Consider the following 12,511-nt stretch of genomic DNA (forward strand, 5'->3'; position numbering starts at 1 on the left):
AGAGCGTGACTGCGGTGAGTCTATTTTTGGGCCAGGAAGGGTGGCCCACCCCGATCGGGCCAGATTCAGATGAGTTTGGAAATCATCGACCGCCACAGCGAAGCATTGTTTGAGTTCCTCTGGTGTCCCGTCTTCGGATACGAGGTGTTCAGTCATATTCCGTACGAGGGCGTGTTCTGCAGGAACTGCAACACGCAGGTCGAACTCCAAGAGTCCCGAGAGACACGCGGCTACGAAGAGGCCATCCTCGCCTGCTTCGACACCCACTCAACGTGGAACCTCCACATCGAGGAGAAGCTCCGACGCGACCTGCCCGACGGGTCGGCGCGAGTGAAGATTCTCGGCGCACCGGGCGCCTACGAGGTCGACTGGTGGAGCCCCGAACCCGGCGACGACTGGGAGCCGGTCGAACGTGGCGAGTTCGACGACATCGACGAACCTGCGGAGATCTCCCACCTCGCGTAGGGGGAACGCAGTCACCGTGGCCGTTTTTCACCCCCCGAGGGGTGCGGGGGTGCTCGAACGAGCAGCTCCCGAACAGACCGATGAGTAGAACAAGCGACACACACTCGATCGAACAGACACGTCCAACAGGCGACCGCGACATCGTTTACGTCGGGTACCGACGTCGAGGAGACGCCATCGTGGAGAAACGCCCCGGACAGGAACGGCTCACGCCAGAGCGGAGCCTTGAGCTGGTGAATCACAGTCCTTCGGGCTTCGAATGGGGATATGGTGGTAGTGGGCCGGCGCAACTCGCGCTCGCGCTCCTCCTCGACTACACCGAAGATGAGACGTTCGCCCTCGACCACTACCAGAAGTTCAAAACTGAGGTCGTGAGCCAACTGGACTGCGCTGGGTCCGACGAGTACTGGCGACTCACCGCCAGTGAGATCGATGCAGCGCTTCACGAAACGCCTGACGAGCCGCTCGCACCGACCATCTAAGCACCAATCATCGAGAGCAATCCATGTCAGAACACACCCAGCCATCTCGTGCGGATGTCGAATCGGCCGAATCCAGTGAGCAGCCGAAACAAACGGAGTACGTCGAGCGCAGTGACGTCGGCGTCTCCCTCACCGTGAAACTCAAACGGGGAACCGATACCCGTGATCAGGACGAGGTAATCGCGAAGGCGAAAGGCAAGACCCTCGAAGACGCCCGTGAGGATATGGAAATCCTCCGGGAGTACATCCACGATCTCGCTAAGGACGCTCGCCAGATCCAACCCGAGGAAGAAGACGAGTAGCGGCGAGTGCTGTTTTTCGTCGCCTCAGGAGTGGCGGAGGCGATCATCAGTGAGCAACTCTGACGTTCAATCGACAGACGCAAGCGAGCTTTCACCAGAACAACGGTTCGAACCCCCGAATACGCGTCTTATCAACGCTGGTATCGTGACGATTCACGACATGGAGACGCTGCGAGCCTGTGTCGCCTACGAGAACGCGAATCAGCAGCGCGTTCAGATCCTCCGCCGGCTCGAATACCGGGCCAGCGAAATCCGTTCACAGAACGACTGACGCGACAGCCGGGGGCTGTTTATCGGAGCCTCAGTGGGTGGAGGCTCGAATGAGATGAGCGATCGACCCGAGATCGAGATTCAGCGACAGACCGCGTTCGGTGACGATGGCCAGCTCGAAGTGACCGAAACAAGCGTCGAAACGTCACTTGAGGACTTCGGTGCTGACGTGGATCATCGTGACCGTGACTCACGGCTTGACCGACCCGAGGCGAGTGAGTTCGGCGTCGACGACCGGCCCGAAGTCGAACGGTCGTCCGAGGGCGATCAGGCCACGCTCTTCGCTGATACGGCCGAGGACCAGCAGACGCTCGCCGGCGACGATGCGGCCGCTCGCTGTCTCTTCGAGGAGTAGAACTATGACACGACTCACCAATTGGACGCGAGAGAGCCGTACACCGACCCTAGCGTACCGACATACAGAGACCGACGCTCAAGCAGTCCTGCACCGAGCACCAGATTCGTACATCCACACGTGGCGGGCCGCGATTCTCGTCGAGAGCTACCCGGTGTGGTCGCGCGGCTTCGCAACGAAGGACGCCACGGCGCTTCGGGACGAACTCGAAAAGCGCCCCCAGCCTGCGCTCCGCTGCCCAGAATGCCCGAACGACGAGGTCGTCGGCGGCCAGAAGAGTGCCGACGGTGCGAAGGTCCAACGGTGGTTCGAGTGCCGGGAGTGTGACTACGAAAGCCGCTCAGCACTTGTCTACGGTCCCGAGCGCTGATTCTCAACAGGGAAGCAGACGACGAGGGGAAGACGCAGTGGACTCGACCTGACCGGTGGGTTCAAGACGATGCGTAAGGAATTCTTACGTAGAGTCACTCATGAGTACTGACGACCCGGAAGTCACGACGGTGACCTCGAAGGGACAGATAACCATCCCAAGTCGGCTACGCAAACAGTTCGGCCTCGAACAGGGGACGAAACTGATGGTCGTTCCGACGGACTACGGCCTCGTGCTGAAGAAACTCGAGCTCCCCTCCGTCAAGGAGTTCCAGCAGCGTGTCGAGGAGCGTGCTGAAACGGTCGACCTGTCGATGGAGGAGGTCAACGAGCTGGTCCACGAAGCGCGGGGCGCCGATGAATGAGAGCCGTTCTCGACACGAACGTCCTCATTTCGAGTGTCATCTCCACGGGTGTCCCCCACGAAATCGTCGTCAAGGGGTTTAGCAGCGAGTATCAGATCGTCGTCTCCGTCGCGACGCTCACAGAGTTTCGAGACACACTGCTCAAATACCCAGAGAAGTTCCAGATGGACGAGGAAGACGTCCAGGAGGAGGTCGAAACGATCCGCTACTTCGCGGAGTTCGTCGACCCGGACGAAGAGATCACGGCGGTCGACGACGATCCCGATGACGACAAGTTTCTCGAAGCTGCCGTGGCCGGGAATGTCGATTACATCGTCTCCGGCGACCGCCACCTGCTCGATCTCGATTTGTTCCGGGGGATCGAGATTGTCGAGCCCAGAGCGTTCTACGAACGCCTCACGACCCAGTAAGCCGCTCGTGGCCCATAGGAAATAATTCGGGCGACAAAAACCCCTCGTGAGAGTGCTCGTCTGGGAGGTTTTTCGACCCCCAGCAGGGGTGCGGGGAATCCGAACGCCCGCGTTCAACCGATGGAGACGAACTCGACTACCGGCCCACGAACAGTCGTACAGGATGCGAATGAACGATGCCAGACGAATGCAGACCGCGTCGAGTACGTTGGAGTGCGCGTCGATGAAACGCCAGTGGTGCTGAACCTCACCGATCACGAGCGCCTCACCCCGGATCGAAGCCTCGAGCTCGTGCGACATAGCCCAGCGGGATTCGACTGGGGCTACACCGGGAGCGGGCCAGCGCAACTCGCCTGTGCCCTCCTGCTCGATTACACCCACGACGAGAGCGTCGCCCAGCAACACTACATCCAGTTCCGAAACAAGGTGATCAGTCAGTTGGTGTGTGATGGCCCGGCTGACTGCTGGCATCTCACCGGTGACGACATCGAGGCCGCCCTCGCCGAGCTCGAGGACCACCACGGCCTCACGCCGGATGGTGGGAAGCCGTCGCCGTCGCTGCCGGCGAACTGGAGTGCGGTGGGCCGAGCAGATCAGACGGTCTTCCAGCGCCGGGACATCGACCACTACGTCGTCCTCGGCGACGGGAGCGAGGAGTGGTTGATCATACTCTGCGCGCAGGGCGACCGGGCGTATCCCGCCCCGCTCGACCATCGAACCCTGCCGGTCGAGAACGACCCTGCTCCTGCCGTTCAGGAGCTCGTCGCTGAGAGTAACGACCTCGTCGAGCCAGAGGAGGACACCTGATGGAGAACTTCCGATTCTCGCGAGCCACGTACCGGCTCATCGAACGCGCCGTTGAGGCGCTGGAGCGCATCGGCCAAGAACTCGAGCGATACAACGACCGGCACGAGCGAACAACGGAGGAAGCCAGAGATGAGACGAATCCAAACGAATCATGACCGGCAAAGCGACGCTCGACGACTTCGATGCCGAGACATCGTCCGGTGAGTCCCGCTCGCTCACATTGGAAGAACGACTTCTCAGCCCGATCTCCCCGTCCATCGGTTTGCAGGTGATTCCCGGCCGCGGTGATCCGCTCTCCCTCCAGAATCGAGGGATGGAACGGTATCTCTTCCGCGACGCGCACGACCGGTGGTTCATCCTCCAACCCTCAGCGAAAGACTCAGAAGAGGCGTACGTCCGCTGGGTGTATCTCCCAGCAGACCGGCCCGAACGGCTGGCGCAGTCGGCGCTTCGTCGACGGACGGTGATCGGGTACGACTACGTCCGGCGGTCAGCCGCACCCGACCCGATCAGATCGACGGTGACGGCAATGTTCGTCACGGAGCGCTGGCCCGAGACGACCTACGAGTGTGGGTCCTGCGAGGCGCTGTTCGACACGGCACGAGACCATGCCCTCAACTGCTGGGACGCCCATCCCTGGGTACCGAATCCTGAGCAGGTGCGCCGGCGACGTCAGGCCGACGAGTGAGATCGGGAGCTGAAGCCGGGTATCGAGGCTGTTCAGACGATTAACCAACAATTCTGGACTCTCGGAGCTGGTGTTGGTTAATCTCTGACTGCGGCTCTGTTTTTCGTCCCTCCGAGAGGGTGCAGGGCGGCCGGATTCGCCCTCGTACGGTCCTTACTCATGTCGCTCGAAATCAGTCCCAGTAGCAGCAGTGCGCGTGTAATTGCGGCTGCCAGACAAGCCGACAGCGTGGCGTTCCTCCATCGAGCGCCGTTCGCGCTCGACGCGTACAAGCTCGGCTTCCTGTCGGGATTTCGTGAAGACTGTAGCTATCAGCAGTCCCAGTATCAGGACCTCAACATCCCCGTTGGAATGCTCGACAACGATTTTCGGAATCCCGACCTAGATCGGTACGTCGCCCGGTTTTTCCAGCACGAGCCCCAGGTCGGCGTTATTGGAGACGTGTACGAACCCGACGACGTCGACGAGTACGTGGCCGCAGCGCGCGAGATCCAGGCGAGCTATCCCGATTCGAACCTCGTCATCGTCCCGAAGTGCCGCGAGGTGATCGACATGATTCCAGACGACCTCGTGCTCGGCTACTCGCGAGGCTACGCCGATCGATTGGCTCACGAATTCTCTGATCCGACCGACTGGCGTGGCCACCGTGTTCATATCCTCGGTGGCAGCCCACCCAAACAGCTCGACGTCATCGAGCAACTGACCCGACCAACGCTCACAGACGAGCCACCGGCCGACATCGTCGGTCTCGACTGGAATGGCTTGCATCGCGGGGCGCAGTTCGGTGAGTTTTGGACCCCCGACGGCTGGGACGACAGCGGTCGCGACGCCGACCACGTCACGGTTCGCAATACGGTCCGTCACAGTCTCGCCCGCCTCAAGGCGTTCTGGCAGTCCCACGGCGTTTGGCCCGACTCGACACCGCAGCACGGCTCCCTCGAGGTCGAGTATGAGGGCCCGTCACCGGGCGATCTCGATGGTGCTGCGTGTACCGAATGCGAAGCGAACGTCTGGACGACCCGACGCGGTCCATTCGTCGCCGAGTACGATACCGGCGCAGTCTGTGGCTACTGCAGTTACGTCTGCTACTTTGCCCACCGCCATCGAAATAACCTCGAGGAGATCGCCGGCGAGCAGAGCGTCTCCCTCCCACCTGCGTGACGCCGCGATCGGTTTGTCATGCCCTCCAGAGAGGGCGAGGGCTCCAAAAGAGAGTCCTCAGGTGATTATCCGTGAGTCAACAACAGCGTCCGAACGACGTCTCGATCGACAACATTCCAGTCGACGTAGCGAACACCCAATCAGGTGAGGTCGATCCTGTCGAGGTGCCCGAAGAGATCGAATCGATCACGCGTGGGCTCGCCGGTGAACAGCCACCGACGAATCCGCTCGTCGTCCTGAAAGCGGCTCGCTGGTGGTACATCCATGGCGAGGGCGGGACCGACCCCGCGTTCCAGTGGGCGATCGAGTGGGTGCGACACCTCGCGACCGACACGCCCAGTGACGTCGACCGGTTCGACGCGTTCCTCGAGTACCTCGTTACGGTCGGCTTCGCTGACGAAACGGAATCGCTCCGATAAACGGTTCTCCCCCATTCACACCGTGGGGTATTCGACCGGACAATACCCGATAGAAGCGCTGACGGCAGTGAGTAGTGCAGACGGAGTGAGAGTCACTTAGAGCTGGTAGCAGGCGACATCTTCTCCACCACAGGTCGGACACGTCTCGGTATCTGCCGAGAGGGCCGTGCCACAGTGGCGACACTCATACAGGGTGGACGTGGCGGATGTGCGAGTGCCAACGACCCCGCGAAGCGTTTCGACGAGACCCATCTATTTGGCGGTAGTGACGCACCCGTTGTTAATTCCATCCCCTGACAGCATCCCCGTCATAAACCCTGCAGTCGCGCCGTCGTTTGTTGTGCGCCCCCGAGGGGTGCGGCGCGTCCCGACCTGACGGAGACGTCGTCGTACTCGACGTGATGCAATCCATGATGACAGCTAGTGAGCTGTCGGTCTCGTTCGATGAGACCGACACCCGACACGACGAGATGCACAGTACCATCGAAGACTGGATCGACGAGCTCGTCGCAGACGTCGACGAGGCGAAAGCCAGCCAGCAGTTCCAGGAATGGCTCGACATCCAGAGTCGGTTCCACGACTACTCGCATCGAAACACACTCCTCATCAAACTCCAGTGTCCCGAGGCGACCAACGTCGCGGGCTACAACACCTGGCGAAACGAGTTCGACCGGCACGTCCAGAAAGGCGAACAGGCGATCTGGATCTGGGCCCCGATCATCGCGAAGCAGTGCCCGGAGTGTGAGAACTCGCCCAGCTACCACGAGCAAAGCGACTGTGACTACGACGAGACAGCGCCCGAGGACTGGTCGAAAGGCCTCGTCGGCTTCAAACCCACAGCTGTGTTCGATGTATCCCAGACTGAGGGCGAGCCACTACCCGAGCTGGAGACCGAGGCGACGGGGGATGCCGACGACCTGGTGCCCGTACTCCTCGATGCAGCGGATGCACTCGATGTCGAGGTTCGTGTCGTCGATGCGGCCGAGTGGGACCATGGCGACGCGAAAGGCGTCTGCAAACACCGGACCCTCCACGAGTGCCAGCCCGTCATCGAAGCGAAAGCTCGCCCGAATCAGGCCGATCTCGCGGTCACGTTGATTCACGAGTACGCCCACGCGCTGCTACATTTCGACGTCGACGACGATACCGAGAGGGCGAAACGTGAGGTCGAAGCTGAAGCCGTCGCGTACATCGTCGGCCGGTATTTCGACCTCGATACGAGCGGCTCAGCGTTCTACCTGGCCGCGTGGCAGGACGACGATGTAGATGCAATTCAGAATCGGCTTGGTCGAATCGGTTCGACCGCTGAGGAACTCATCGAAATCGTCGACGGGTAACGAGTCTGTATCTATCCAGAAGACGAAGTAGGAGAGGTTTCCGCTGTCGTGCGTTTCCGGAGTTGTTTTTCTCGCCGCAAAGGGTGGCGGCGTGACCGAGTTCGTCACGTCGGACAGAACCCGAACAATCCATGTCCGAACAAAACGAGACTGAAGAGACGGACCAAGACGGAAACGAACGAGATGAGTTCGCTCCCGATGGCGGCGTTGTCGCCACCACCTCGACGGCCACTACTCCTGGAGGAGATATCCAGCAACCGTCGGTTAGCGATGAAGCGCCCCAGGAAGACAGTGATCCCCGTACCGAGCGTGCTCGAACAGAGGAGATGGATGTCTCGTTGCTCAGGAAAGGTGGTGTGTACGAGGTGCAGTCGGCGTCGGAGAACACCTACGAAGTCGACGTCGCGAGCAAGACGTGTACGTGTCCAGACTTCACGAAACGCCAGCCGAGCGGTGGCTGTAAGCATCTGCGGCGGGTCGACATCGAAATTCGAGATGGAACCGTCCCACGCCCCGATGGTCGGCTTCCGGCGAGAGTAGGCGTGACGGAACAACTCGCAGAAGCAGTTCACAATCTTGACCGAGAGATAGAAGAGCGGGAAGCGAAACGTCGAGAGCTCCAGACAGCACTGCTGGTTCTCGAAGAGTATTCGAACTAAGGAACGGAGAAATGCGGTTAACCAACGAAAGCGAGGACATCCGGGGAACTTTGGTTAATCCTTCTGGGAGTTAGGAGTTGAGTTAGACGCACGTCAGACACCATCGTTTCCACTAATCCACTGACAAGATTCGGATGAAGAGTTACGGCCCAACACTCTCCCCCCATCGTTTCCAGTAAATCTAGAATCAGAGCGGAAGCGGTACCCGCTAAAGCTGATTTCACTAGATTCCTCCTCTAGTAAATTATTGTGTTTTCGAGGCTACGGACCAATTGAAAGATAAGGGTGATAAAACTTTCCACTAGTTCAGCATTCTTTCTGGCCTTGTCGAATACCTCTACGCCTATTACTGGAAATAGTGGGGAGGGGGTGTTCCGATACCCTCTGTATTATTGCTATCCGCCTTCCCCCGATTACATTCTATCAACCGATTAGTGGAAACGGTGGTGTGGGGTCCTTTTATAAAGAATCGTTTACTGGAAATACTGGAACCCGGTGGACTCTATTCTGATCTGTTCCGTGGTTCAAGGGGGCTGTGATTTACTGGAAACGGTGGGGTGTGGCGGCCATCAGTACGACCTCGTCCTTTACTGGAAACGGCGGGGTGTCTCTCTTCACGAGAACAGAATCTGGATCATTTCGCTCCTCCCCCTTCAATACCAAACCCAGTGATATCCCTCTTTATCGGAAACAGCGGGGTCTTCATCCGATACCGGAACGCGTCCCCCATGGTGGTTATACTGGAAATAGCGGAAACGACGGTCGTAACCATTATCATGCCACAATGAATCATCAAGGACATCATGGGTCCTCGGTTCCAACCCGACGATACGCTCTATAAACGACGCAACACGCTCAAGGTAGAGTACGTCCCGGATGACATCGTTGGACGGGATAACGAGATCGAAGAGTACGAAGCCGCCCTTCAGCCAATCATCAATGGGGAGTACCCTGACAATATTTTCATCTACGGGAAGACTGGTGTCGGAAAAACTGCCGTCACGAACTTCCTTCTCAATGAACTTCGGGACTCCGCGGAACACTTTGCTGTCGACACTGCCTTCGTTACCGTCAACTGTGACGGCCTTAGCACGAGTTACCAAGCCGCAATCAATCTTGTCAACAATCTCCGTGACCCCGAAAACCACATCGCCGAGACTGGGCACCCGCAGTCCAAAGTCTATCGTCTTCTCTGGGACGAACTCAACAAACTCTCCGGGACAGTCATCATCGTCCTCGACGAGATCGACCACATCTCTGACGATACGTTCCTCTACCAGATCACGCGTGCCGACAACAACGGATACATCGACAACATCCAGCTCGGTCTCATCGGCATTAGCAACGATTCGACATTTCGAGAGCAGCTCGATGCGAAGGTTCAGTCATCGCTCTGTGAAACTGAGATTTCGTTCCCGCCATATGGAACAGAAGAACTCCAGAAGGTGCTCGAACAGCGGGCCGAAATCGCGTTCCACCAAAACGCACTTGAGGAAGATGTAATTCCACTCTGTGCTGCACTCGGCCGACAGGATGGCGGTGATGCTCGACGGGCAATCACGCTTCTTCGGAAAGCCGGCGATCTCGCCCGAACAGAGAACGCATCCACAGTCACGACCCATCTCGTCGAACGCGCCCAAGAGAAACTTGAGGCTCAGCAGAGCATGGATATCATGCGTGATCTCACCGAACACGAACAACTCACACTGTACGCGCTCACAACGCTCGCCGCCGAGGACGAAACTCCGGCGAGGTCACGTATCGTCTACCAGCGATACAAGGAACTCTGCGAGTTCCAAGCTCGGGATCCCCGTACAGCCCGTAGGATGCGGAGCTTCCTTTCTGACTTCGAGATACTGAATCTTACACTCTCTCACAAGGAACACCGTGGCCAAGACGGCGGTACGTACCGCGAACACGGGATCAACCGCGACATCGCGACCGTCGTTGACGCTCTCCAGACTACAATCAGTGAATTCGGTGCTCACCGGAGCATTGTCGACTATCTTCCCGATTCTGGTGAAGAGTTCGCCACGATGTAGGCCGAGGAATTCTCCGTTTTACGCAGGATTTCCTATGAGTGTGACTCCGTTCAACTGACTTAACCAACAACACTATGGAAATTGACGTCGGTGTTGGTTAATACGGCCGTATTCCATGTCATACTCTCCACCGACCCCGCCGGAGGAACTCCCCGACGTCGTCGTCGAGACGCTAGATGAGTGTTCACCCGACCTACTCCGGCACATCGGACGTTACGTCGAGGAACTTGCCGCGTATCGGGAGCGCGAAGCACGCCTTGCTGAACACGAGGACGAGGAAGACCAGGTCAAGGAGCGACCTGAGGACCTCCCAGACGATGTCCCCTCGAAGGCCACGATCACAGTGAAGGAGATCAACGACAACCGCTACTATTACTGGCAGTGGCGCGAAGGAGATTCGATCAAATCGGAGTATAAAGGACCTGTCTAATCGAGCGAGTAGGACTTTCGATTTTGAGAAGTCCAGGCGTCGGAATATAACTCACTCGTCAATTCCGAGTTCAGCTCGGAGGTCCTCTTCATTCTCAAGCACTATTCGAACGACCGCCGGATAGAAATCCCAGTGCTTCTCTAAATCATCACTTTTCGATCGGGAGTACTCGAGGTCCATGAGTTTGAAGAGATCATTGAGATCCCGCTTCAGCTCAGGCGGGATGTAGATGTTCACATTGTCGTATTCGTCGACGAGACGACCACGAGACGATTCCTCGCTACTCGTGGTAGCGTTGCCATCAGTTGACTCGGACTCCCCTTCAGTATCTGATGGTACATCTTCGTCAGTCTGCTCTGGTTCCGCTGACCCGTCTCTTTCTTCTATTTCTAGCGTACGGTCTCCTTCTACTGTTGAGGATGTTTCTGACGTTTCTAATGCTTCCTCTGCTTCTGATCTCTCATCCCCTTCTTCGGTAGTGGATAGCTCGGCGACGCTTTCGCTCGCGTCTTCCTCGATATCAACGTCTTCCTCGTCCTGGTCGTCCGTCTCGCCACTCACGCCGAACGCAGCTGCTCGCTCTTTTGTTCGCTCCATTTCGTCTTCGAGGTCACTCATGCTTCGATCTCTCGTGATCGGATTTCCTCGGTGGATTTCTGACGCATCGCCTCGACGTCGCCGTTGAAATCAGGCGGTGACGTTTGATCTAACACGCGCTTGACCACCGTATCGAATTGAGGGAACTGGTCGTTTTGGAGTGATTCGTCGTGGACATAGATGGAGCCAGCTTCCCATTTTGCGCGATCGAACGCGGCGCGATCGTCGATTTTAACTCCGTTCTCACCGAAGGTATCGTCGAACCAGTCCAGTACCTCGCGCATTTGCTTCGTTTCCTTTGTCGAGGTGTACGTCATCGTGAAGGCGAGGTACTCGATGTCGAGATCGTGCATCATCCCGAGAGTGTCGTACATGTCGAACAGGAGGTTCGTCGAGTGAACCATCTCCGACCGTGGCACCATCGGGACGACCACGTTTTCACCGGCAGTGACGGCATTCTTTGCAAAGGCGGAGAAATCGGGTGGACAGTCACAGACTACGTAGTGATAATCAGTTTCCAGTCGCGTGAGTATCTTCCCGAGTCGCTTCTCTCCAGCGTCAGCAGAATCCAGCGGGGTCTTGTTACCTGTATATGTCGAGTTCGCGGGGATCACATCGAACTCGTCGTGCTCGATTACGAGGTCGGTGATCTGGTCCCATTTGTTTACGTCGAGTAGCACCTCGTCGAGTGAGAGTTCGTCGTGATCGTCGAACAATTCTCGATGTCCGAGGTTTGCAGTAAGCGTCCCCTGGGGGTCCATGTCGATCAGGAGAACTTCAAACCCTCTTGCGGCGAGTCCTCCTGCGAGGTTCATCGCTGTAAACGTCTTTCCGGTCCCTCCTTTCTGAAACGAGACTGCGATAACCTCTGGGTTTGTGTCCGACATTGCTAACGCCTCAGACAGTACTGGTGTTTCTAACGTTAAAAATCTACGTCAGACACAGGCCAGCGTTTCTAACGTTAGAAATAGAGTCTTCACCACGCTATTGCTCAATTCAAGCGATTTCTGTGTTCTTGAAGAAGTCCATTGTAGGCGTTTCTGATGGCACTAATGGTAGAGACGTTTCTAATGTTGGAAACGAGTTGAACGCCTGCCTCATTGCCGTTATCGCTTATATTTCTGACGTTAGAAATGCTTCCTATGATGGATATATGATCAACGGTTAATACATTGTTTACGTTTTTAATATTAGAAATGGCGTCTGCGTTGCTGATCTGATGACGGGGGTACCTTGCTATTAACCAACATTAGCCGTCGAACGCAGCGGGTTTGTTGGTTAATTTGGTACACTCTTCGTCGTGATGTCTCACTTGATACTGTCACTAGAGACTCGCAGTAACGCTATATCGAA

At 57.4% G+C, this 12,511-nt stretch carries 19 protein-coding genes; 17 read left to right on the plus strand and 2 right to left on the minus strand.

Annotated elements, in window-relative coordinates; translation table 11 throughout:
- Window positions 1–69 precede the first annotated feature (69 nt).
- From AB2U09_RS01470 to AB2U09_RS01550, 17 genes are all read left to right on the plus strand, one after another.
- A complete protein-coding gene (locus tag AB2U09_RS01470; RefSeq protein WP_459190916.1) occupies window positions 70–465 on the plus strand; it encodes a DUF7567 family protein in 396 nt (131 codons plus the stop codon).
- Window positions 466–545: 80 nt separating this feature from the next.
- Entirely contained in the window at window positions 546–947 is a 402-nt protein-coding gene (locus AB2U09_RS01475; protein WP_459190917.1) for a DUF6166 domain-containing protein, read from the plus strand.
- A gap of 23 nt (window positions 948–970) precedes the next feature.
- Window positions 971–1,249 carry a DUF7389 domain-containing protein gene (locus AB2U09_RS01480; RefSeq protein WP_459190918.1) on the plus strand — a complete coding sequence of 93 codons (279 nt, stop codon included), beginning with the start codon at window positions 971–973 and terminating at the stop codon, window positions 1,247–1,249.
- A 49-nt stretch (window positions 1,250–1,298) separates the two neighbouring features.
- Window positions 1,299–1,520 (plus strand): DUF8129 domain-containing protein, encoded by a 222-nt coding sequence (locus AB2U09_RS01485; protein ID WP_459190919.1) that lies wholly within the window; start codon window positions 1,299–1,301, stop codon window positions 1,518–1,520.
- A 54-nt stretch (window positions 1,521–1,574) separates the two neighbouring features.
- Entirely contained in the window at window positions 1,575–1,874 is a 300-nt protein-coding gene (locus AB2U09_RS01490; RefSeq protein WP_459190920.1) for a hypothetical protein, read from the plus strand.
- A gap of 4 nt (window positions 1,875–1,878) precedes the next feature.
- Window positions 1,879–2,244: a DUF7568 family protein gene (locus tag AB2U09_RS01495; protein WP_459190921.1), complete on the plus strand. Its 366-nt coding sequence runs from the start codon at window positions 1,879–1,881 to the stop codon at window positions 2,242–2,244.
- A 100-nt stretch (window positions 2,245–2,344) separates the two neighbouring features.
- Window positions 2,345–2,608, plus strand: a complete 264-nt coding sequence (locus tag AB2U09_RS01500) for an AbrB/MazE/SpoVT family DNA-binding domain-containing protein (protein WP_459190922.1) — start codon at window positions 2,345–2,347, stop codon at window positions 2,606–2,608.
- Window positions 2,605–3,018 (plus strand): putative toxin-antitoxin system toxin component, PIN family, encoded by a 414-nt coding sequence (locus AB2U09_RS01505; RefSeq protein ID WP_459190923.1) that lies wholly within the window; start codon window positions 2,605–2,607, stop codon window positions 3,016–3,018. Before AB2U09_RS01500 ends, AB2U09_RS01505 begins: the two co-directional genes overlap by 4 nt.
- A gap of 120 nt (window positions 3,019–3,138) precedes the next feature.
- A complete protein-coding gene (locus tag AB2U09_RS01510) occupies window positions 3,139–3,825 on the plus strand; it encodes a DUF6166 domain-containing protein (RefSeq protein WP_459190924.1) in 687 nt (228 codons plus the stop codon).
- Window positions 3,825–3,980: a hypothetical protein gene (locus AB2U09_RS01515; protein WP_459190925.1), complete on the plus strand. Its 156-nt coding sequence runs from the start codon at window positions 3,825–3,827 to the stop codon at window positions 3,978–3,980. Before AB2U09_RS01510 ends, AB2U09_RS01515 begins: the two co-directional genes overlap by 1 nt.
- Window positions 3,977–4,513: a hypothetical protein gene (locus AB2U09_RS01520; protein WP_459190926.1), complete on the plus strand. Its 537-nt coding sequence runs from the start codon at window positions 3,977–3,979 to the stop codon at window positions 4,511–4,513. The genes AB2U09_RS01515 and AB2U09_RS01520 overlap by 4 nt, the downstream gene beginning before the upstream one ends.
- 159 nt (window positions 4,514–4,672) lie before the next feature.
- Window positions 4,673–5,674 (plus strand): DUF6610 family protein, encoded by a 1,002-nt coding sequence (locus AB2U09_RS01525; RefSeq protein WP_459190927.1) that lies wholly within the window; start codon window positions 4,673–4,675, stop codon window positions 5,672–5,674.
- A 71-nt stretch (window positions 5,675–5,745) separates the two neighbouring features.
- A complete protein-coding gene (locus AB2U09_RS01530; protein ID WP_459190928.1) occupies window positions 5,746–6,093 on the plus strand; it encodes a DUF8013 domain-containing protein in 348 nt (115 codons plus the stop codon).
- Window positions 6,094–6,503: 410 nt separating this feature from the next.
- The gene (locus tag AB2U09_RS01535) at window positions 6,504–7,430 is read left to right on the plus strand and encodes an ArdC-like ssDNA-binding domain-containing protein (protein ID WP_459190929.1); all 927 of its coding nucleotides are present in this window, start codon (window positions 6,504–6,506) and stop codon (window positions 7,428–7,430) included.
- A 131-nt stretch (window positions 7,431–7,561) separates the two neighbouring features.
- On the plus strand, window positions 7,562–8,089 hold the full coding sequence (locus AB2U09_RS01540) for a hypothetical protein (protein ID WP_459190930.1): 528 nt from the start codon (window positions 7,562–7,564) through the stop codon (window positions 8,087–8,089).
- 803 nt (window positions 8,090–8,892) lie between these two features.
- A complete protein-coding gene (locus AB2U09_RS01545; protein ID WP_459190931.1) occupies window positions 8,893–10,131 on the plus strand; it encodes an orc1/cdc6 family replication initiation protein in 1,239 nt (412 codons plus the stop codon).
- 115 nt (window positions 10,132–10,246) lie between these two features.
- Window positions 10,247–10,561 (plus strand): DUF6788 family protein, encoded by a 315-nt coding sequence (locus AB2U09_RS01550; RefSeq protein WP_459190932.1) that lies wholly within the window; start codon window positions 10,247–10,249, stop codon window positions 10,559–10,561.
- Between the two features lie 51 nt (window positions 10,562–10,612).
- Here AB2U09_RS01550 and AB2U09_RS01555 read toward each other — a convergent pair whose 3' ends face one another.
- Complete coding sequence (locus AB2U09_RS01555; RefSeq protein ID WP_459190933.1) at window positions 10,613–11,179, minus strand: DUF8160 family protein; 567 nt, start codon at window positions 11,177–11,179, stop codon at window positions 10,613–10,615.
- Window positions 11,176–12,045 (minus strand): ParA family protein, encoded by an 870-nt coding sequence (locus tag AB2U09_RS01560; protein WP_459190934.1) that lies wholly within the window; start codon window positions 12,043–12,045, stop codon window positions 11,176–11,178. The genes AB2U09_RS01555 and AB2U09_RS01560 overlap by 4 nt, the downstream gene beginning before the upstream one ends.
- Between the last annotated feature and the right edge of the window lie 466 nt (window positions 12,046–12,511).

The sequence above is a fragment of the Halosimplex yunnanense genome (genome assembly GCF_054504345.1).